Below are 17,123 nucleotides of genomic sequence, written 5' to 3'. Positions count from 1 at the left end.
CACGATTAAGCTTTTAATTTGTATATCTTAACAGAATCGGCCCCCTCATCCCTATTCTCGATCGCTACTGGTCCACCAACCGGAAGGCAGCCAAACACCGCCATGAAAAGCTATTTTTGCCGGTGTCATCATATATCCCCAAGCTTCGCCGATCAATTCTCGCTCTAGATTATAAATAGGGATTCTGCGACGCTGATACTCGTTTTCTTCTGGAGATCTGCCGGGTTGATAATCTTCCAAACCATCCAAAAGCCCAATATCATAATCTGCGTTAAAAGTCAATAAAATTCCCTTCACCCAGCCATCCCCCTCGGTCAGTCCGGGATAACCGAGGGCGGTAAGATGGTATAAATGCCCCTTTGTGTAGGCGGTTTTAGAGTTGATCACTTTTCCTGCACAGTAGGCAGAATAGTTACTCTCCCTGGGTTTCAGGGTTCCATAAACAAAAACTTCCATCATCGGTCTAATTGTGCCGCTACTCCTCCTAATAGGATATCGCGAACAAATTGACTGGCTAAAAGTTCCTGGGGAAAACCGAGGGAAATGGCACTGATATTATCAAGTCGTTGCAGCTGTTCCCCAGTCAGGTTAAAATCCACACAGGCGAGATTATCCTGCAATTGGGACAATCTTCGAGCGCCAATGATAGGAATTATGGGGTTAGGGCGATTTCTGAGCCAATTTAATGCCACTTGTGCCGGTGATTTCCCGATTTCTCTGGCAATCTCCAGGACAGTCTCGGCAATTTTCAGATCGCGATCGAGAATTTGAAAAGGTTGGTCGGTCATGCTTAAACGACCATCGACGGGGTTGGGTTGATTATATTTTCCCGTTAAAACTCCTCCTCCCAGGGGACTCCAAGCTGTCACCCCGATGTTTAATGCTTTGGCCATAGGCAATAATTCCCGTTCGGGGGTGCGTTCCTTGAGAGAATATTCTATTTGTAGTCCGATAAAGGGTGTCCATCCCCGTAGGGTGGCCAGGGTGTTTGCTTGGGAGACAATCCAAGCAGGACTGTCAGAAATGCCGATATAAAGCACTTTTCCCATCCTGACCAAATCATCGAAAGCACGCATCACTTCCTCGATAGGAGTGAGAGAATCCCAAATATGAAGCCAGAGTAAATCGATATAATCAGTACCTAAACGCTTTAAACTAGCTTCTACCGCCTGAAAGAGGTTTTTTCGATGATTTCCGCAGGCATTGACATCCCCGGGACGGGTGTTGAGAGAATATTTCGTGGCGATTACCCATTTTTCTCGATCGCCCTTGACAAATTCCCCCACTAATGTTTCACTGGTTCCGTTAGTGTAGATATTAGCAGTATCGAGAAAATTGCCCCCCGCTTCCGCAAAAGCCTGAAAAACCGCCCGACTTTCCTCTTTATCCGACCCCCAACCCCAATCTTCCCCGAATGTCATCGTTCCTAGACATAGTTCGGAAACTCGCAGACCACTATTACCTAAAAGTTTGTAACGCATAATTAACTAAAATTTTGAATAAGAAGTTAATTATAATTGAATTTGATCGACATTTTTGCTAAGTACATTTGGTACAATTTTGACAAGTTAACCCTGGCCTTATTGATTAATCATTTTTTGCTTAGGTACTTAGCAGACTCAGGCTATTTAGAAACAGCCCAAGAACGCACTTCACCTAAAGTTACAGGGGTGCGATCGCTAACATCAATGGTAAAGCGAAAAACTCGTTTGGCCCGCAGACCATTTTCGGGATCGAAGAATTTTAATTTCACATCCCAACATTCACTTCCGTAGCGACAGAAGGGGCTTTTTTCCACTTCAATGCTGTGTAATTCCATTCCCATCGCCACTGCTTGGGAGAAGGTTTGTACGGCTTGAAAAGCGTTAGTAGCCGCAAAATTTAAAGCGCGATCCCGGGCGATTTGTCCGACATTGCGTAACTCATAATAAATGCGATTCAAGAAACTGGTTAGAGAACGCCGCATCCTCGCTTCATCGGCGATTTCATGTTCTGTGCGAACAGTTTCTATGGCTGATTCAATCAAAGTATTAATTTTCCAGCCATACATTCCCCGGGGACTATTAACCTTGATGACGGGAACAATTTGACCCGAAAAAAGTTTCACGGTTTCCTCTGTAAGCATACCCGGAATACTCACCCTTTCAACATAATCTTCGTCAGATTCTGGTAATATTTGACCCGCTAACATATATTGCATAACTTGATAAATCTCGGCGGCAAAAGCTCCCACGGGTTTAATTGCATAGATGGGAGTTAGTTCTAAATTGACTGTCCAAATTAAAGACTTAGTTTCTGATAGATTACTTTCTAAATAATCTACCATTTGCCGCGCATCGTAGGGATTGGATGGTAATTCAAGATTATCGATCGTGATGGTTGGCATTAATTGTTTAAAGGTGTCCCGACGCGCTTCTGTGCCGAAATCATAGCCTAAAGTTCCTAACACATAAACGAGGTTTGAACGTTGACTAGGAACGACACTATTAAAGACAATATTTTTATTTGTTTGATTATTTTGTATTAATCCGGTTGAGGAAACATTTTCTGAAGCATTGCTAGGAGCGATCGCCAGTTCTATTGTCGCTGCTGTTGGGGGGGTTATAGTTATTCCCTGAGTTGCCATCTCGGTTGTATTAGATGGGATAACCGAGGTTGTCACTGTCATCGGAATTACCGCCGATTTTATGATATTATTCGACAAATTGTTATCCGCTTCAACAGTTTGTAATTTCTCTCCCGTCAGCAGTTCATAAGCACCCGCAATATTAATTTTTCCTAATAAACAGCGTTCTGGTTCTTCTACTTCATTAGGATCGCAGGGGATGGCACTATTAATCAAGGCGGCTCTTACTGCTTCTGCATCGGGAGATAACCCCTGTTCTAATTGTAAACTCATTAATAAAGCGGCTGTTCCTGTCACAATGGGAGCGGCGCAGCTAGTCCCTTTTTTGCGGATGGGGTCATCGGTTCCGGGTTGAGCGCCTAAAATATTCTCTCCTGGAGCGAGAATCCCTTGAGTTGCATATTTACCACCAAAATTACTAAATTTAAATGGCTCGCCTGTATCTTTCATTGCTCCTACTGTCAGGACATTTTCTAATACCGCAGGAACGCACCAACACTCTCCTTTATCATTACCTCCGGGGGCAATCACCAGGATATTATTAGCTTGAGCTTGACGAATTGCTTTATCAATAAATTCGTGAGCTAATCCGCTTTGAGTTGGATGACAAGCGGCACAATGAATAATATTAACTCCCTGTTCAATCGCGGTACTAATTGCCCTGGAAAGATTGAGGGGATTAATAAAATCTTCGTTGCTATAGGCGATGGGAATATTAATTACAGTAGCGTTAGGAGCAATCCCTTCTACAGGTGAATCTGGCTGGCCGCAAATGCTGCTGATAATATGGTTAGCATGGAAGCGCAAATGCAAACTCTGGAGGATGTTTTCATCGGGAATCGCTTCTTTCAACATATCACCTTTTTCTTCATCACTTTTGCCACTTTTTTCTACATCTAAAAAGGCTTGTAAGTGTTGGGGATCGATGGGAAATTCTTGCGACCAATAGGGATCAAGGCGGGTAATATTTGCTCCTTGAAAGCAGGCGCGGTCTAAGTCAATCGGTCCATCAAGAACGGCGATTTTGATGCGTGGATCGCCTTTTGTCTGGGAGCGAAGAGCAGTCATTCCGGGGATAGCATTGAGATCAGGCATAGTTTTTGCAGGTTTTCAAGAACAGTTATAGAATAAAAGCTAGATAACAATAAATAGGGGAATTAAAGATGAGTTCAATGACCCCAACGGCACGACCCTCAACCACAATTCATGACCCTTCTGCAACGGTTTATTGCGCTTCCCCTTTACCCGACCACACCCAACTCCCTGATAAAGATGGAAGTTTTGTGAAAAACTATCAAGAGCCTCCCCAAGCAGACCTTTTAACGGATACGATTACACCCCTTTTAGAACAATTACATCCTGACGGTAATTACTGTCTGGGTCGAGATTGTGGGATTTATTGGCGATTGCCAGAGTATCCAGAATCCCTAGAAAAGGGTGCTGTTGCTCCCGATTGGTTTTATGTTCCCCATGTCCCTACAACGATTGAGGGTCAAGTCCGGCGTTCCTTCGTGATGTGGAAAGAAACCATTGAACCGGTTATTGCCTTAGAATTTGTCTCCGGCAATGGTGAAGAAGAACGGGATAAAACGCCTGTCAAGGGTAAATTTTGGATCTATGAGCGAGCGATTCAAATTCCTTTTTATGGAATTTATGAAGTTAACAAGGCCCAGATCGAGATGTACCAGTTAGTTAATGGCCGTTACCAAAAAATGACTCCTAATCAGCGCGGTCATTATCCCATTACTCCTTTAAATGTAGAGTTAGGAATTTGGCAAGGGGAATACCAAAATCAATTCTTTCCCTGGCTTCGCTGGTGGGATGGGGAAGGTAACTTGTTGTTAACTTCCCAGGAATCTACTGAACAGGAACGACAACGAGCCGAGCGGGAACGACAACGAGCCGAGCGCCTAGCGGAACAGTTAAGGGCATTAGGGATAGAACCGGAAGATTAGTAATTTTGGGAGGTAGGCAAGCACGAACAATTCATGTAAAAAAATACTGCCTACCTAATGACTAATGCCAGGAAGAACAAATTACACTGCGTCGTCACCCGCAAAGGGATAACATTGCTTGGTGGCTAAATCACAGAAGGTAGCAGGGGTAATCACATTACCATCACTAGGAACAGTAGCGATGTTGTCTCGTTGAACCGGGGCGGTAATGCGAGGGGTCAGTTTTGGGGTTTTCATGACAAGTTACTCCAAAGGTGGTTGTCGATAACACTAAAAGATTTACACGATCCTTGTCAAGAGTTTTCTGTTAACTATTGTCAACTTTAAACAATTTGTTTGCGGGAAAAATAGACAAAGTTTTGCAGGAAAAATGGACAAAGTTTAAGACCAGATTCGACCCCGACGAAACGGCGGATCATTGGGATTCGCTTTGCGGTCTTGGAACATGGTTTTCCAGCGTCCGTAATCTTCTAACCCAGTTGCGGGAATATATTTAGCTTTAGGTTGAGTTGTTTCCTGTGGTTGAATGTTGGATTTTTTTGTTTCTGGTTGCTCAACATTCGGATTGGTTTCTGATTGCTTAGAACTTTTAGAGTTAGCCATTGTTTGATTTCCTCCAGTGTTTTTTGTTAGGTTTTAGAAGTCGATACTAATAACGAAAACCGCCAAAAGAGGACATTTTTAGATAGCCATAGTGAGGGTATTGAAATTGTGCCGGATCGTTGTAGTTAGCGCCATGAACTAACTTCACCAGGATAGATACTAAATCTTCCCCATCGCCATGAACAATATCAACACATTCGTGGGGATGAATAAAATGGGGACGTTTGACGGGAGCAGACTGTTTGGGAAGTCTCATGGTTGTTTTGGGGTAAATAGATAGAGTTTAGGGGAGGGGACTAATAAGGAGAAGACCAGGAACGAACCTCGCCCAAGGTGACAGGAATTAAGTCACTCACATCTATAGTAAAACGGAATACTTTACGAGCGCGGCGGCTATTTTCTGGGTCGAAGAATTTTAACTGTACATCCCAACAATCGCTATCCAGCCGACAGAAAGGACTCTTAGAAACATTAATACTATCTAACTCCATCCCAGCACCCACAGCCTCAGAAAAAGTTTGTGCTGCTTGGAAAGCATTGGTCGCGGCAAAATTGAGGGCGCGGTCTTGGGAAGTTTGCCCTAAATTGCGTAAATCGTAGTAGATGCGGTTGAGGAAACTACTCAGAGTGCGGCGCATTTGGCTTTCTTGGGCTTCTGTTTGTTCTGCACCAACAGCTTCTATTGCCGCACTGACTAAAGTATTAACGTGCCAACCATAAATTCCCCGGGGGCTATCCGGTTCGATGACGGGAACAACTTGTCCTGAGAACAGGCGTACTGTGCGCCCAGTAATCCGTCCAGGAATACTGACACGCTGGATATATTCGGGACTGTCTTCCGCTTGCACTTGTCCCGAAAGCAGTTCCTGTAAAGCGGCATAGACTTCGCGGGAAAAAGAGCCGAGGGGTTCAATGGCGTAAATGGGCGTAAGTTCCAGGTTCAGGGTCCAGATTAAGGATTTGGCTTCTGAGAGGTTGTCAGCTAGGTAATCCACCATCTGACGGGCATCGTAGGGATTAGAGGGAACTTCAATACCACCAATTACGGCGGTGGGCATCAGTTGTTTAAATGTGTCCCGACGGGCTTCGGAGCCGAAGTCATAGCCCAAGGTGCCAATGGCATAGACGATGCCACCAGCAGGTTCAGCAGCTTGGCTAGGGGTGACGGGTTTATTGGTAGTTTCGGGCATGGATACTCCTTGAGAGGTGATGACAGGATTGGGAATTTGGGCGACGGGGATTGCCGGTGCGCTGGTTGCGGCACTCAGTTCGAGATTTTGGCGTTGAACCTCGGTGGTTTCAGGTGTACCACCGCATCCGCAGCCGGAAGCTTCTACTGTTGCTTGGGTTTCTATGGTTTCGGACATGGTTTCTCCAGTTAGGTGTTTAATTGCCCCCGAAATGTTCAACAGGCCGGCTAAACATTTTGGTTCGTTTTCACTGTCTGCATATTGACAGGGAAGGGCGCTTTTTAGTAGTGCTTCCCTGACTGCGTGGGGATTAGGTGTTTCTCCCCGCTGCACTTGCAAACTGAGTAATAAAGCCGCTACTCCTGCTACGATGGGCGCAGCGAAGCTAGTGCCACTCATTTGTATTGTCCCGCCGCCCGGTTTTGCCCCTAAGATGTTTTCTCCAGGAGCAAGGATGCCTTGGCTTTGGTAGGTTTCCCCCCAATTACTAAAGTCGAGGGGATGCCCTCTAGCATCAACAGCACCCACCGCTAGGACGGCGGGAAGGGCCGCCGGAACTTGGAGGCATTCACAGCCATCATTGCCAGCAGCAGCAACGAGAAGAATATTTCTCTCGTTACACATCTCGACGGCACGAATTAGCCAGTCTTCGGCTTCTCCCATATCAGTGAGGGCCCCGCCGCTAATATTAATCACTTTTGCCCCATTTTCGGCGGCTTGTTCAATCGCCCTCGCTAAATCCAGTTGGGAGAGTTTACGGTTATCCTCGGCGAAGACGGGGACGAGTAGGCCTCGACACTGGGGGGCAATACCTTGGATGTCGCTGTTGGGTTGTCCGAAGATGAGGCTGGCAATATGGGTTCCGTGGGTGGACATTTGCCCCGCAGTGGCTTGATGCTGGACGAGGGTGGGTAAACGGGTTAGGTCTGCCCCATTAAAGCAGGGATGGTCGGTATCAACTACACCATCGAGAATGGCGACGGTTATTTCTGCTGTGCCTTTGGTTTGTTTTTGTAGTTCTTTTAATCCCGGAATAGTTAAGACGTTCATCTTTTTTTAATTCTTGGGTTAACCGATAAAATTAATAATTAAATACATCACAAACCTTTAAGTTTAATTCTTTGAATCTGGGAGATTTTACTAGGTCATCATTGCTAAAATTACCAACCTGTGTGTAAGCATTTCCTCTTAATTCTAAGACTAAAATAGTTTGAGTTTGAGGATCAACTATCCAGTATTCAGGAATCCCACAAGCTTGATATTGGCTTCTTTTGGCGATGTAATCTCTCTCTCTTTGGATTTCCCCCGGACTAACCACTTCAATGACTAATAAGGGGGGTGCCATGGCAAGAAGAATCGTATTTCTCTGGGAGAGTAATTGAATATGTTCTTCTCGAATAATGGTTAGGTCAGGATAACGGTTTTTCGGTTCGCCTCTCACTTCTAATTCTAAACCATGTCCTCTGACTCTCCGATGTCCAACAAGTGAGGCAAATGTGAGAAAAAGAAAGTTAGCGATTTCAAAGTTAAGTCCTGATTCTGGTGGCATTTCTACCAATTCTCCGTTAAATAATTCATAAGATTCCTCTGAATTATCCTCATATTGTAGATATTCGGCAAAGGTTTGAAAGCGGGGTTTTGTGATTAACATAATTTCTTCATCTCTTTTTGTTGTTTAATTAATTTTTATGGCAACCAATCGCGATCTAGTAATTGTTCTAGTGAGTAAGGACATTGAGAGGAAAAAATCACAGTATTCGCTGTTTTGATTTTGACGAAACCTAACGCATCTTCATAAATATAGTTTAATTCTTCTTCTAAATAATTACGGAGATTAGCCGTCATTTTTCGCCTTAATTGAGTCCGAAAATTATAAATTTCTTCCTGCCAATTAATTGTATTATATTCTGTTTCTTTTGTCCAGTATTGCAGTAATAATAAATGGCGGATAACCTGTTCTAAAAGACTGGATACCGCATTTTTCTTTTCTTTGCCCAAATCCTCTAATTCCTCGATTAAATGTTCTAAGTCTAGCTGTTGAAATTGATGATTTCTAAGCAAGCTAATGGTTTCTCCTAGCCATTGAGAGTCATCAAGCTCGTAGAGTTGTTTTAATTGATGAACACCTAGCATAATTGATTATCTCCGTCTTGATTTTGTTTAATTTAGATTACTCTAACTAGATTGATGTTTGAGCGTAGCTATTCCCAATTGCAAAACCTCTAAAACCTTGGCTAAATCACCGGCTAATAAGGCATCCCTATCTAACCATAATCCAGGGAAGATCTGGGAACAAATTATCCCTTCTGAGTTCGGTTCAAGTTTAATATATTCTTCATTTGTTAATCTAAACCAATCAAATTCTCCATCTTCAACTCGCCAGACTAGATATTCTTGCACTTGGTTACGACGATAAACATTGAGTTTTTGATGTAAGTCAAGGGAGACTGTACTCGCTGCAATTTCAACGATTAACTCTGGCGCACCTTCGACATAACCATCCTCACTAATCGTTGATTGTCCACCATTTTTAATTCTTAATAGTGCATCGGGTTGAGGTTCATTGTCCGCATCAAGACGAACCGTACAATTATCACCTAATTGCAGATTGGGAGTAAAGGCTTTATACACACTTAGCCAACCTATAATATCAGCATGAGGTTCACCATGATTCGTAATTCTTAGGGGAGAAGCCATAATATAAACAATTCTTTCAATGAGTTCTGCTTTTTTTAGATTTGGCATAGCCTTATATCTACGCTCGAATTCACGACGAGTAAGCTTATCCCCATTTTCAAGGCGTGGAATGGTTAATTGAGGAGAAATTGTTGTAGTTGCTATCATTGATTGTCTCCATTAGCAGTTTTATCTTTTTGAGTATCTTGATATCAGGGAAGTTTAGTAGTTAACATAAGATTTACTCCAATTTACCAAAGAGTTTATAATAGTAAAGTCTAACATTTTCAATTCTCGTTTTTTCTAATTCTTGTTGGGCTGTCCCTACCCATATTTTGGGCATAATATCTTGATGCTGATAAAAGCTATGAACTCTTTGGGCGGTATCATTAAGCTTGAAGTAATTGGTTAAATCTTGACGATTTTTGAGACGGCAGTAAAGCACTGGGTTATTATTTGTTTTGGAAAAGCCAAAACCAAATAAGCTTGTTGCTTTAAGAGGTTCTAAAACAAATTTGGGGAGATGTCGCCATACTTTGTCTTGAGTTTCTGGTTTAAAAAAGTCTGTTTCTGCAACTTCAGGGTAAATTTTGATCGCACTACGGCCATCAAAATAGAAATCAAAGCCGACAATGGAAAGAAAATCTCGTACAGCTATTAAATCATCACTATCACTGGTTAACAATAATGCTTGGTTGATTTTTTCAGGATAATCTTTTAGCCTGATGTGCATTTTTAAACTAGAATCAGCAAGATTAGTCCTTAAATCAATACCCGTACTGAAAACCGTGATTTTACTGAAATTAAAATTAAGTCCTAAGAACTGCTGTAATAAAGAATAATCTAATTGAACACCAACTCGGTTTTCAACTTGCCGAAAAAAAGCTAAAGATTGAGCTAGACATTTTTGCCATTCTTGGGACTGATCTTTAAAAAAGAGCATAAACCGTGAGGCAATGAGTTTATCTAATTCTATCTTACAGGAGGCTTCAATATTACAATCGCCTTCAACTTCCATAACAAAATCTTCAAACAGCCGCAGAGGATAAATCGGCTCAACATCAAAAGCTTGTTGATGATTACGGATAAATTGTATTCTTTGCTCTTTGAGAGAGTTTTTTTGAATCTCGGCAACTATCATGATTTCAAGATGTTAAAGGAAAAAATTATGTCAAGAAAATCTCGAAATTTACAAGCTGGTTATTCCTACCACGTCACCACACGCTGTAATAATCGTGAGTTTAAACTATCAAAGCGAGAGTGTCGGGAGGTGTTTCTTTATGCCATCAACAAGGCTTTGAGCAAATACAAGTTTAAGCTCTATGCTTTATGTATTATGTCTAACCATGTTCATTATCTGATTGAACCTGCTCAACCGCAAGATTTACCGAAAATTATGCACTTTCTTAATTGGTACACCGCGATGTGATCCCCCCGCCTTCGGCTTCCCCCCTTATCAAGGGGGGCTAGGGGGGATCGCACAGGACACTTTTGGGAAAAGCGCTATTTCTGTGATGGCTTTCCGCCTTCTGATACAGACAGGGCTTTAAATACCTTGCGCTACATCCACGGGAATCCAAAAGCAGCCAAAATGCGTTCTGGGTTCTTCTATGATTTCAGTAATTACGGCAGTTATGAACGCTTAACTGATGACGGCTTAACTCAATGGCATCCTGCTTTCTTAAAACTTGGTGACAGCTTAGAAGACTGTGCCAGAAAGTATAAAGGCTTCTGTCAGAGGTACAAACCGAAGGAGAAGACAACCCCAACCCGTTGCCACTGGGGTAGTAAGCTGTTGGCAGGGGTTCATCTCTCCTCGGCCAAGTCTTCTAGCACTCTTGAGCGAAGGAAAAAGGCAAGTGGGGAAAAACCCAACTTCTCCCCTGCTTCTCCCGCGTGCCAGGTAACAGAAAGCCCAGAATTAACAAGGGTTGTACGTCAATTCGTTGGGGCAAACCGCGCACCCTGGCAAGCAGAAAAAGACTTTTGACATGATTTGAAGTTCGTGCTATGATCAGGGGGATTACTCTGCGTCGTCTCCCGCAAAAGGAAAATACTTATCTCCCCACATATGCGAAGGGGCGATCGCATTGCCATCACGAGAGACGGTAGCGGCATTTTCCCGTTGGACGGGAGCAGAGTTACGGGGTGTCAGTTTCTTGGTTTTCATGGGGTAAAATCCTCCAATAGATTTGTTTTTCACAGTGTAGGAAAACTGCCAATCCAAGTCAACAGTTTCTAGGTCAATTTTTGTTAAGAAAGGGTCAAGTTTGCGAATCACACTTTCTCCCTTATTCCCGCGTGCCAGGTAACAGAAAGCCCTGAATTAACAAGGGTTGTACGTCAATTCGTTGGGGCAAACCGCGCACCCTGGCAAGCAGAAAAAGACTTTTGACATGATTTGAAGTCCGATGCTCGAATCGGGAGCATTACTCTGCGTCGTCTCCCGCAAAAGGAGCATTTTTTGGCCGCGTACCGTCGGCCAACAGAATCCATTGAGGGGCGATCGCATTGCCATCACGAGAGACGGTAGCGGCATTTTCCCGTTGGACGGGAGCAGAGTTACGGGGTGTCAGTTTCTTGGTTTTCATGGGGTAAATTCTCCAATGATGTTAATTAATTTAATTAACCGGCCTTGACATCTTCTTGTCAATAGTTTTTTGTGAAGTTTTTGTTGAGTTTTTGTTGAGTTTTTGTTAAGCTTAGATCAGCTTAAATTTCCCGAAGAAACCCCCAGCCGATGCTACTGGGGAGCAGGGAAGAATGATACCCTTAGCTTGATGTGATCGCTTTCTTAATCAAGATCAAACATAGCATCTAAATCTCTATATCCACTGACTACTCTTGCGATTTCAATTCCGTTTTCAAGAGGGAAATAAAATATCAGATAATCTTCTACTGGAAAACTTCGTAAACTAGGGATTAACTCATCGCGCCTACGTCCCAGATTGGGGAATTTAGCTAATTTTTTACAAGCCTGTTGGATTTTTTCTTTTAAAATTCTAGCAGCTTGCGGATTTTTCCCAGCCAAGTAACTATTAACTTGCTTTAAATCCAATCTAGCTGAGGGTGAGAAAATAATCTTTGACATTATTTCTGACTCATCGGGAAACCCTTAGCCTCTATTTGTTGTAAATCCTCTTCTAATTCTGAAAAAACTTCTTCGGCATTAATTCCTTCCTGTCGTCTTAATTCCTCAACGCCAATCATAACTTCCCGTTTCAATTCTTCAAATCTTCCTCGGTAAATTCTGTCTCTTTCTGCCAATAAACTCAATCCCTCTTGAATAACGGCTAAATCATCTTGATATTTTCCTGTTTTAATTTGTTGAGCAATCAAATCTTCTATTTCTGGTGTCAGTTGGATAGTGTTCATCGCTTCTCCTGATTACCTTTATATCATCCTAATCGAGTATTATAGCGCAGACTTTTTAGCATCTTATATTTTTAACAGATTTTCGGGTTTATCTCCCTGAATCTAAGTCTTCTAGCACCCGTGAGTCAAGGAAAAGGGGAACCGAGAAGAGCAAAAACCTGTACTCCCCTGCTCCCTCTCTCCCCTGACCCCTTGCTTCTCCACCGTCAATTACAAGGAAGCAACCGTGCGCCTTGGCAAGGAGAAAAAGACTTTTGACCTGATTTGAGGTTCGCGCTAGAATCAAGGGGACTACTCTGCGTCGTCTCCCGCAAACGGCAGTTCGTACCACTCTTTACAATTTCCCTCCCCATCCTCTTGCACACAAAAAGTTCCCCAATCAAGTTGAATGATCGCATTACCATCGCGAGAGACGGTAGCGGTATTTTTCCGTTGCACAGGAGCAGCATTGCGGGGTGTCAGTTTTTTGGTTTTCATGGGGTAAATCCTCCAATGATGTTAATTAATTTAATTAAGCGGCCTTGACATCTTCTCGTCAATAGTTTTCCGTGAAGTTTTTGTGAAGTTTTGTGAAGTTTAGATCTGATCAGCTTAAATTTCCCGAAGAAAACCCCGGCTCTTCTAGGTTCTGTGTGATAAGTTTAACTTACATCGGATCGATCAATCTTTGTGTCCTTTGTGTCTTTGTGGTTCGTTCCACCCCCTCGCTAGGAGGAATGTATCTTAGAATACACTTTACCCACCAAATCCAAGAGAGCCATTTTTTGTTCAAGTTGAGCATTACGCTTGACAAATTTACGAAATGATCGTTTAAACTTCTCTGTTGCAATAATCTCTCTCATTCATCTTCTGTTAATTTGGCTTTTAATTCATTAATAATATCTTCTAAGGGTTGAGGTTTTAATTCTCCTCTTTGAAAAGCCTCCCTTGCTTCTTTAGCATTTTGGGCTATTTCTTCTCGATAGGATTCTATCATTTGATTTTTGATGATTTCTATTAACATTTCTCTCTGTTCAATCGGTAGTTGATTAACTGTTATAAGAGCTTGTTCTAATGTTATCATAATTGATCCTCTTTTGATTTAAGTAATAATTTTAACTGATTGGCATCCTGAATATTAGAATAAGCAATCCGATTATTGATGCTTTCTAAATCTTGCTTTGCTCTTGAAGATATTAAAATAACGGTCATAATTTAATATCCACAATTCTGAAGATTGTTTGCTTTTAATCTGTTGATGAATTCTCTACCATGAAAACTTTCCCCACGTTTCAACTCTTGCACCCCAATCATGAATTCCCGTTTCAATTCTTCAAATCTTCCTTGGCACATTCTGTCTCTTTCTGCCAATAAACGCAATCCCTCTTCAATAACGACTAAATCATCTTGATATTTTCCTGTTTTGATTTGTTGAGCAATCAAATCTTCTATTTCCGGTGTCAGTTGGATAGTGTTCATCGCTTCTCCTAATTACCGTGCTATCATCTTAATCCAGTATTATAGCGCAGACTTTTTAGCATCTTATAGTTTTAACAGATTTTGGACAGAATGCGAGATAGACGGGTTCATCTCCCTGAGTCTAAGTCTTCTAGAACTCTTAAGCTAAGGAAAAGGGGGACTTAAGAAGAGCAACAACCAGTACGTACTCCCCTGCTCCCGGTGCTTCCCTGCTTCCCTATCCTGCTTTTGTTATAGATGAAGAAAAAGCTTGATTAGCTTGAGCATAAATTTTTAACGCTACAGACATTTGTTCTGGTGTAGTTTCTCCCTGGGATTGAAACCAAGCAAAAGTTTCTGCATCTATTTCGACTTTTACAGTAACAATATCTTCAGGTAGTCGCAATTGTGCTTTAACCCAAAAATCTTCTGATAGGGGAGGAATATCAGAAGTATCAATATCCTCATCTTTCATTGTATCAATTCTACTCCAATCTGTTTTTGAGAGATTGCTCATAATGTTGTCCTTCGTAAGATAATGCTTTTCTTAAGGATATAATGCGAATTGTTTGATCGTCAGGTTCAGTATAGACAATAACAACGACTCGTCCATCTAGTAAACCAATAGCCACAAAGCGAGCTTCTCCATAATTCTCTCGCTCATCCAATTCAACAACCATTGGCAAGTTAAAGATAGGATAGGGGTTCATCTATCGGAATCTAAGTCTTCTAGCACCCGTGAGTGGAGGGTTTCGGACGCTTCCCCAAGCTCGGCGTTTATCGGCCAAGCAAGTTGACACAATTTTTGCCTTACTTTTATGAAACCACCCTGCTAAATACCCCTTTTTAAGGGGTATTTAAAGCTGAAAAAAGGGGCTTTGCGCCCCCAAAAATCTTTAGTCAACGGCTTAAAAATCTACACCAGACTATAGACAATTACTAAACCCAAAACTGCGGCAAAGACAATTAAAGCGTAGAATTGGGCGCGACCATTTTCGAGGTATTTGAGACCTTCACCACTGACAAGAGTAGCTAAACCGGTTAAATTCACTGCCCCATCGATAACGCGATAATCCACCTCCATAATTTGCCGTGCGAGACGACGACAACCCTGGACAAAAACTCGATCATAGAGATTGTCAATGTACCACTTGTTCAGGGAAAAACGATACAAAACGGGGAATTTTTCGGCAATAGTTGCGGGGTCAATTTTCTTCTGGAGATACATCAAAGAAGCGACAGTAATCCCGATTAAAGCAATCCCCACCGAATTACCCGCCATAATCAGAAACTCTGTCCAATCAAAAGCATGAACTTCTTCCACCACTTCGTTAGGAACATGAATAAAACCCTCGAAGAAATTCTGCCAAGGTTTACCCACCAAACCAATTAACAAAGAGGGAACCGCTAAAATCATTAGAGGTAAAGTCATAGTAATTGGCGATTCGTGGGGTTCATGGGCATGATGGCCGTGGTTGTCTTCTTCCTGCGCTTCCGAGTCTAATTGCTTAACATTCATTGCCCCCGGTCCAAAAGCCGGAATCGCACCCGCATTGGCTAACAGTCGCCGTTTAATCTCCTTATTAGTGCCTCTAAACTCCCCTTCAAAGGTGTTAAAGTACATCCGGAACATATAAAAAGCTGTTAAACCCGCAGTGGCCCAACCGATTAACCATAAGGACGGGTTCGCCTCAAAAGCTAAACCGAGAATTTCATCCTTCGACCAGAAACCAGCGAAAGGAGGAATCCCACAGATGGCCAGAGTTCCCACCAGGAAAGTTAGGGCGGTAATCGGCATATACTTGCGTAAACCGCCCATCATCCGCATATCTTGCGCTAAAACCGGCTCATGACCGACCACATCCTCCATACCGTGGATGACCGAACCAGAACCGAGGAACAACATCGCTTTAAAATAAGCGTGGGTCATCAGGTGGAATAACCCCGCACTATAAGCGCCGATACCCATAGCCATAACCATGTAACCCAATTGGGAGATGGTGGAATAGGCTAAACCCTTTTTGATATCATTCTGGGTGAGGGCGATACTTGCCCCTAGAAAGGCAGTAAAGGCCCCCGTCCAAGCAATTACCGTCATCGCCGTGGGAATTGGCTCAAAAACGGGATACATCCGGGCAATCAGGAAAACTCCGGCGGCCACCATGGTGGCGGCGTGAATCAGGGCCGAAATCGGGGTCGGACCTTCCATGGCATCCGGTAGCCAGACATGAAGGGGAAATTGGGCTGATTTGGCCACCGGTCCCAGGAAGACTAAAACGGCGAATAATGCCGCTAAACTGCCGGCAATAGCTCCAGAAGAGACTAATTCCTCTAGACGTTCACCCATGATATCAAACTCGAAGCTACCAGTGGCCCAGAAAAGCCCCAGCATTCCCAGTAATAAGCCAAAATCGCCGACGCGGTTGGTAACGAAGGCTTTTTGACAGGCCTCGGCAGCCGCCGGACGAGTGAACCAGAAACCTACTAGCAGATAGGAACACATCCCCACCAATTCCCAGAAAACGTAGATCTGGACTAGGTTGGGACTAATGACCAAACCGAGCATAGAACTGCTAAAAATGCTCAGATAGGCGTAAAAACGCACATAACCGGGGTCGTGAGCCATGTAACCATCGGTATAAATCATCACCAAAAAAGCCACGGTGGTGACGATAACCGACATTAAAGCACTGAGGTGATCGATCGTATAACCCATTTTCAGGTGAAAGTTACCCGCCGATGCCCAATCGATCATTTGGTTGTAGGGAGCGTGTCCATTGATTTGACTCCACAGCAGCGCAAAAGACAGCACCATCGACGCGCCGAGGGTAGAAATGATTAATACAGCATTCACCTGTCGCAGACGATTGGTGACTTCATTAAAGGAAATTAAGCCCGCGCCGACTAGGGTAGCGCCTACCAAAGGCAGGACGGGAACTAGCCACGCGTACTGATAAAGCGGTTCCATTCAGTAATACCTAGTTTACAACTTCACACTATTTGGTTTATCTTCATCTATTGTGACATAGGTTAATTCTTAAGAAAGTGTTTATACCTAGTTTTGCTCAATAGGGCGGCGAAAGGTCAAAGGATCTTATCAATTTGGCAGTTTAGCGAGCAGGACGGTAATTTTTAGGGAGAAGCGGTAAAATTATCGAATAACCACGAAAGCAAGGAAACAATCAAACCAGCAGAAAAGGAAATTATCGCCACGATCGCCTCGCTGCCAAGATAACGGGATAAAAAACTGCCTTGAATTTG

At 43.0% G+C, this 17,123-nt stretch carries 25 protein-coding genes; 3 read left to right on the top strand and 22 right to left on the bottom strand.

What is annotated here, in order from left to right; all coding sequences use genetic code 11:
• Positions 1-51: 51 nt before the first annotated feature.
• The 3 genes from IM473_RS09545 to IM473_RS09535 all read right to left on the bottom strand — a co-directional run bounded on the left by IM473_RS09545 (position 52) and on the right by IM473_RS09535 (position 3,721).
• Positions 52-459, bottom strand: coding sequence for a gamma-glutamylcyclotransferase family protein (locus IM473_RS09545; protein WP_147070864.1), 408 nt, complete (start codon positions 457-459; stop codon positions 52-54).
• Positions 456-1,481 (bottom strand): aldo/keto reductase, encoded by a 1,026-nt coding sequence (locus tag IM473_RS09540; protein ID WP_287659177.1) that lies wholly within the window; start codon positions 1,479-1,481, stop codon positions 456-458. The genes IM473_RS09545 and IM473_RS09540 overlap by 4 nt, the downstream gene beginning before the upstream one ends.
• Before the next feature lie 143 nt (positions 1,482-1,624).
• Entirely contained in the window at positions 1,625-3,721 is a 2,097-nt protein-coding gene (locus IM473_RS09535; RefSeq protein ID WP_287659176.1) for a S8 family peptidase, read from the bottom strand.
• 68 nt (positions 3,722-3,789) lie between these two features.
• Between IM473_RS09535 and IM473_RS09530 the strand changes: the two genes are divergently transcribed.
• Positions 3,790-4,581, top strand: coding sequence for a Uma2 family endonuclease (locus tag IM473_RS09530; RefSeq protein WP_287659175.1), 792 nt, complete (start codon positions 3,790-3,792; stop codon positions 4,579-4,581).
• An 81-nt stretch (positions 4,582-4,662) separates the two neighbouring features.
• On the opposite strand, the gene IM473_RS09525 is transcribed toward IM473_RS09530, so the two are convergent.
• The 8 genes from IM473_RS09525 to IM473_RS09490 all read right to left on the bottom strand — a co-directional run bounded on the left by IM473_RS09525 (position 4,663) and on the right by IM473_RS09490 (position 10,191).
• Positions 4,663-4,818, bottom strand: coding sequence for an anacyclamide/piricyclamide family prenylated cyclic peptide (locus IM473_RS09525; RefSeq protein ID WP_071995609.1), 156 nt, complete (start codon positions 4,816-4,818; stop codon positions 4,663-4,665).
• 144 nt (positions 4,819-4,962) lie between these two features.
• Positions 4,963-5,184: a cyanobactin biosynthesis PatC/TenC/TruC family protein gene (locus IM473_RS09520; RefSeq protein WP_287659174.1), complete on the bottom strand. Its 222-nt coding sequence runs from the start codon at positions 5,182-5,184 to the stop codon at positions 4,963-4,965.
• Positions 5,185-5,230: 46 nt separating this feature from the next.
• Complete coding sequence (locus IM473_RS09515; RefSeq protein ID WP_012263826.1) at positions 5,231-5,440, bottom strand: cyanobactin biosynthesis system PatB/AcyB/McaB family protein; 210 nt, start codon at positions 5,438-5,440, stop codon at positions 5,231-5,233.
• A 40-nt stretch (positions 5,441-5,480) separates the two neighbouring features.
• On the bottom strand, positions 5,481-7,424 hold the full coding sequence (locus IM473_RS09510) for a S8 family peptidase (RefSeq protein ID WP_287659173.1): 1,944 nt from the start codon (positions 7,422-7,424) through the stop codon (positions 5,481-5,483).
• A gap of 31 nt (positions 7,425-7,455) precedes the next feature.
• Positions 7,456-8,025 carry a Uma2 family endonuclease gene (locus IM473_RS09505; RefSeq protein ID WP_287659172.1) on the bottom strand — a complete coding sequence of 190 codons (570 nt, stop codon included), beginning with the start codon at positions 8,023-8,025 and terminating at the stop codon, positions 7,456-7,458.
• A 35-nt stretch (positions 8,026-8,060) separates the two neighbouring features.
• Positions 8,061-8,507 (bottom strand): DUF29 domain-containing protein, encoded by a 447-nt coding sequence (locus IM473_RS09500; RefSeq protein ID WP_287659171.1) that lies wholly within the window; start codon positions 8,505-8,507, stop codon positions 8,061-8,063.
• A 42-nt stretch (positions 8,508-8,549) separates the two neighbouring features.
• Positions 8,550-9,218, bottom strand: a complete 669-nt coding sequence (locus IM473_RS09495) for a Uma2 family endonuclease (protein ID WP_287659170.1) — start codon at positions 9,216-9,218, stop codon at positions 8,550-8,552.
• Positions 9,219-9,291: 73 nt separating this feature from the next.
• On the bottom strand, positions 9,292-10,191 hold the full coding sequence (locus IM473_RS09490; RefSeq protein WP_287659169.1) for a DUF5838 family protein: 900 nt from the start codon (positions 10,189-10,191) through the stop codon (positions 9,292-9,294).
• A gap of 27 nt (positions 10,192-10,218) precedes the next feature.
• On the opposite strand from IM473_RS09490, the gene IM473_RS09485 reads away from it, so the two are divergent.
• Together IM473_RS09485 and IM473_RS09480 are read left to right on the top strand one after the other, a co-directional pair.
• On the top strand, positions 10,219-10,479 hold the full coding sequence (locus IM473_RS09485) for a transposase (RefSeq protein WP_287659168.1): 261 nt from the start codon (positions 10,219-10,221) through the stop codon (positions 10,477-10,479).
• Positions 10,480-10,641: 162 nt separating this feature from the next.
• The gene (locus IM473_RS09480) at positions 10,642-11,040 is read left to right on the top strand and encodes a hypothetical protein (RefSeq protein WP_287659167.1); all 399 of its coding nucleotides are present in this window, start codon (positions 10,642-10,644) and stop codon (positions 11,038-11,040) included.
• 33 nt (positions 11,041-11,073) lie between these two features.
• Here the strand turns inward: IM473_RS09480 and IM473_RS09475 are convergent, their stop codons facing one another.
• The 11 genes from IM473_RS09475 to IM473_RS09425 all read right to left on the bottom strand — a co-directional run bounded on the left by IM473_RS09475 (position 11,074) and on the right by IM473_RS09425 (position 16,830).
• On the bottom strand, positions 11,074-11,220 hold the full coding sequence (locus IM473_RS09475; protein ID WP_287659166.1) for an anacyclamide/piricyclamide family prenylated cyclic peptide: 147 nt from the start codon (positions 11,218-11,220) through the stop codon (positions 11,074-11,076).
• A 259-nt stretch (positions 11,221-11,479) separates the two neighbouring features.
• Positions 11,480-11,641: an anacyclamide/piricyclamide family prenylated cyclic peptide gene (locus tag IM473_RS09470; RefSeq protein WP_272095976.1), complete on the bottom strand. Its 162-nt coding sequence runs from the start codon at positions 11,639-11,641 to the stop codon at positions 11,480-11,482.
• 203 nt (positions 11,642-11,844) lie between these two features.
• The gene (locus IM473_RS09465; protein ID WP_149978883.1) at positions 11,845-12,141 is read right to left on the bottom strand and encodes a type II toxin-antitoxin system RelE/ParE family toxin; all 297 of its coding nucleotides are present in this window, start codon (positions 12,139-12,141) and stop codon (positions 11,845-11,847) included.
• Complete coding sequence (locus tag IM473_RS09460; protein WP_002802529.1) at positions 12,141-12,425, bottom strand: ribbon-helix-helix domain-containing protein; 285 nt, start codon at positions 12,423-12,425, stop codon at positions 12,141-12,143. The genes IM473_RS09465 and IM473_RS09460 overlap by 1 nt, the downstream gene beginning before the upstream one ends.
• Before the next feature lie 291 nt (positions 12,426-12,716).
• The gene (locus IM473_RS09455; RefSeq protein WP_002797460.1) at positions 12,717-12,902 is read right to left on the bottom strand and encodes an anacyclamide/piricyclamide family prenylated cyclic peptide; all 186 of its coding nucleotides are present in this window, start codon (positions 12,900-12,902) and stop codon (positions 12,717-12,719) included.
• Between the two features lie 361 nt (positions 12,903-13,263).
• Positions 13,264-13,488, bottom strand: coding sequence for a hypothetical protein (locus IM473_RS09450; RefSeq protein ID WP_287659165.1), 225 nt, complete (start codon positions 13,486-13,488; stop codon positions 13,264-13,266).
• The gene (locus IM473_RS09445) at positions 13,485-13,616 is read right to left on the bottom strand and encodes a hypothetical protein (protein WP_287659164.1); all 132 of its coding nucleotides are present in this window, start codon (positions 13,614-13,616) and stop codon (positions 13,485-13,487) included. The genes IM473_RS09450 and IM473_RS09445 overlap by 4 nt, the downstream gene beginning before the upstream one ends.
• Before the next feature lie 3 nt (positions 13,617-13,619).
• Entirely contained in the window at positions 13,620-13,883 is a 264-nt protein-coding gene (locus tag IM473_RS09440; RefSeq protein ID WP_002802523.1) for a ribbon-helix-helix domain-containing protein, read from the bottom strand.
• Positions 13,884-14,100: 217 nt separating this feature from the next.
• On the bottom strand, positions 14,101-14,379 hold the full coding sequence (locus IM473_RS09435; RefSeq protein WP_287659163.1) for a hypothetical protein: 279 nt from the start codon (positions 14,377-14,379) through the stop codon (positions 14,101-14,103).
• The gene (locus IM473_RS09430) at positions 14,348-14,572 is read right to left on the bottom strand and encodes a BrnT family toxin (RefSeq protein WP_287659162.1); all 225 of its coding nucleotides are present in this window, start codon (positions 14,570-14,572) and stop codon (positions 14,348-14,350) included. The genes IM473_RS09435 and IM473_RS09430 overlap by 32 nt, the downstream gene beginning before the upstream one ends.
• Positions 14,573-14,778: 206 nt before the next feature.
• A complete protein-coding gene (locus IM473_RS09425; protein ID WP_052278158.1) occupies positions 14,779-16,830 on the bottom strand; it encodes an NAD(P)H-quinone oxidoreductase subunit 5 in 2,052 nt (683 codons plus the stop codon).
• Between the last annotated feature and the right edge of the window lie 293 nt (positions 16,831-17,123).

Origin of the sequence: Microcystis sp. M015S2, from assembly GCF_020245945.1 — a bacterium.
In the GTDB taxonomy this organism is placed as follows: Bacteria; Cyanobacteriota; Cyanobacteriia; order Cyanobacteriales; family Microcystaceae; genus Microcystis.
This window is presented reverse-complemented; position numbering and strand designations above follow the sequence as displayed.

Coding starts and splice junctions, on each gene's coding strand:
- IM473_RS09545 (WP_147070864.1), bottom strand. CDS start 459: ATGATGGAAGTTTTTGTTTATGGAACCCTGAAACCCAGGGAGAGTAAC.
- IM473_RS09540 (WP_287659177.1), bottom strand. CDS start 1,481: ATGCGTTACAAACTTTTAGGTAATAGTGGTCTGCGAGTTTCCGAACTA.
- IM473_RS09535 (WP_287659176.1), bottom strand. CDS start 3,721: ATGCCTGATCTCAATGCTATCCCCGGAATGACTGCTCTTCGCTCCCAG.
- IM473_RS09530 (WP_287659175.1), top strand. CDS start 3,790: ATGAGTTCAATGACCCCAACGGCACGACCCTCAACCACAATTCATGAC.
- IM473_RS09525 (WP_071995609.1), bottom strand. CDS start 4,818: ATGAAAACCCCAAAACTGACCCCTCGCATTACCGCCCCGGTTCAACGA.
- IM473_RS09520 (WP_287659174.1), bottom strand. CDS start 5,184: ATGGCTAACTCTAAAAGTTCTAAGCAATCAGAAACCAATCCGAATGTT.
- IM473_RS09515 (WP_012263826.1), bottom strand. CDS start 5,440: ATGAGACTTCCCAAACAGTCTGCTCCCGTCAAACGTCCCCATTTTATT.
- IM473_RS09510 (WP_287659173.1), bottom strand. CDS start 7,424: ATGAACGTCTTAACTATTCCGGGATTAAAAGAACTACAAAAACAAACC.
- IM473_RS09505 (WP_287659172.1), bottom strand. CDS start 8,025: ATGTTAATCACAAAACCCCGCTTTCAAACCTTTGCCGAATATCTACAA.
- IM473_RS09500 (WP_287659171.1), bottom strand. CDS start 8,507: ATGCTAGGTGTTCATCAATTAAAACAACTCTACGAGCTTGATGACTCT.
- IM473_RS09495 (WP_287659170.1), bottom strand. CDS start 9,218: ATGATAGCAACTACAACAATTTCTCCTCAATTAACCATTCCACGCCTT.
- IM473_RS09490 (WP_287659169.1), bottom strand. CDS start 10,191: ATGATAGTTGCCGAGATTCAAAAAAACTCTCTCAAAGAGCAAAGAATA.
- IM473_RS09485 (WP_287659168.1), top strand. CDS start 10,219: ATGTCAAGAAAATCTCGAAATTTACAAGCTGGTTATTCCTACCACGTC.
- IM473_RS09480 (WP_287659167.1), top strand. CDS start 10,642: ATGCGTTCTGGGTTCTTCTATGATTTCAGTAATTACGGCAGTTATGAA.
- IM473_RS09475 (WP_287659166.1), bottom strand. CDS start 11,220: ATGAAAACCAAGAAACTGACACCCCGTAACTCTGCTCCCGTCCAACGG.
- IM473_RS09470 (WP_272095976.1), bottom strand. CDS start 11,641: ATGAAAACCAAGAAACTGACACCCCGTAACTCTGCTCCCGTCCAACGG.
- IM473_RS09465 (WP_149978883.1), bottom strand. CDS start 12,141: ATGTCAAAGATTATTTTCTCACCCTCAGCTAGATTGGATTTAAAGCAA.
- IM473_RS09460 (WP_002802529.1), bottom strand. CDS start 12,425: ATGAACACTATCCAACTGACACCAGAAATAGAAGATTTGATTGCTCAA.
- IM473_RS09455 (WP_002797460.1), bottom strand. CDS start 12,902: ATGAAAACCAAAAAACTGACACCCCGCAATGCTGCTCCTGTGCAACGG.
- IM473_RS09450 (WP_287659165.1), bottom strand. CDS start 13,488: ATGATAACATTAGAACAAGCTCTTATAACAGTTAATCAACTACCGATT.
- IM473_RS09445 (WP_287659164.1), bottom strand. CDS start 13,616: ATGACCGTTATTTTAATATCTTCAAGAGCAAAGCAAGATTTAGAAAGC.
- IM473_RS09440 (WP_002802523.1), bottom strand. CDS start 13,883: ATGAACACTATCCAACTGACACCGGAAATAGAAGATTTGATTGCTCAA.
- IM473_RS09435 (WP_287659163.1), bottom strand. CDS start 14,379: ATGAGCAATCTCTCAAAAACAGATTGGAGTAGAATTGATACAATGAAA.
- IM473_RS09430 (WP_287659162.1), bottom strand. CDS start 14,572: ATGAACCCCTATCCTATCTTTAACTTGCCAATGGTTGTTGAATTGGAT.
- IM473_RS09425 (WP_052278158.1), bottom strand. CDS start 16,830: ATGGAACCGCTTTATCAGTACGCGTGGCTAGTTCCCGTCCTGCCTTTG.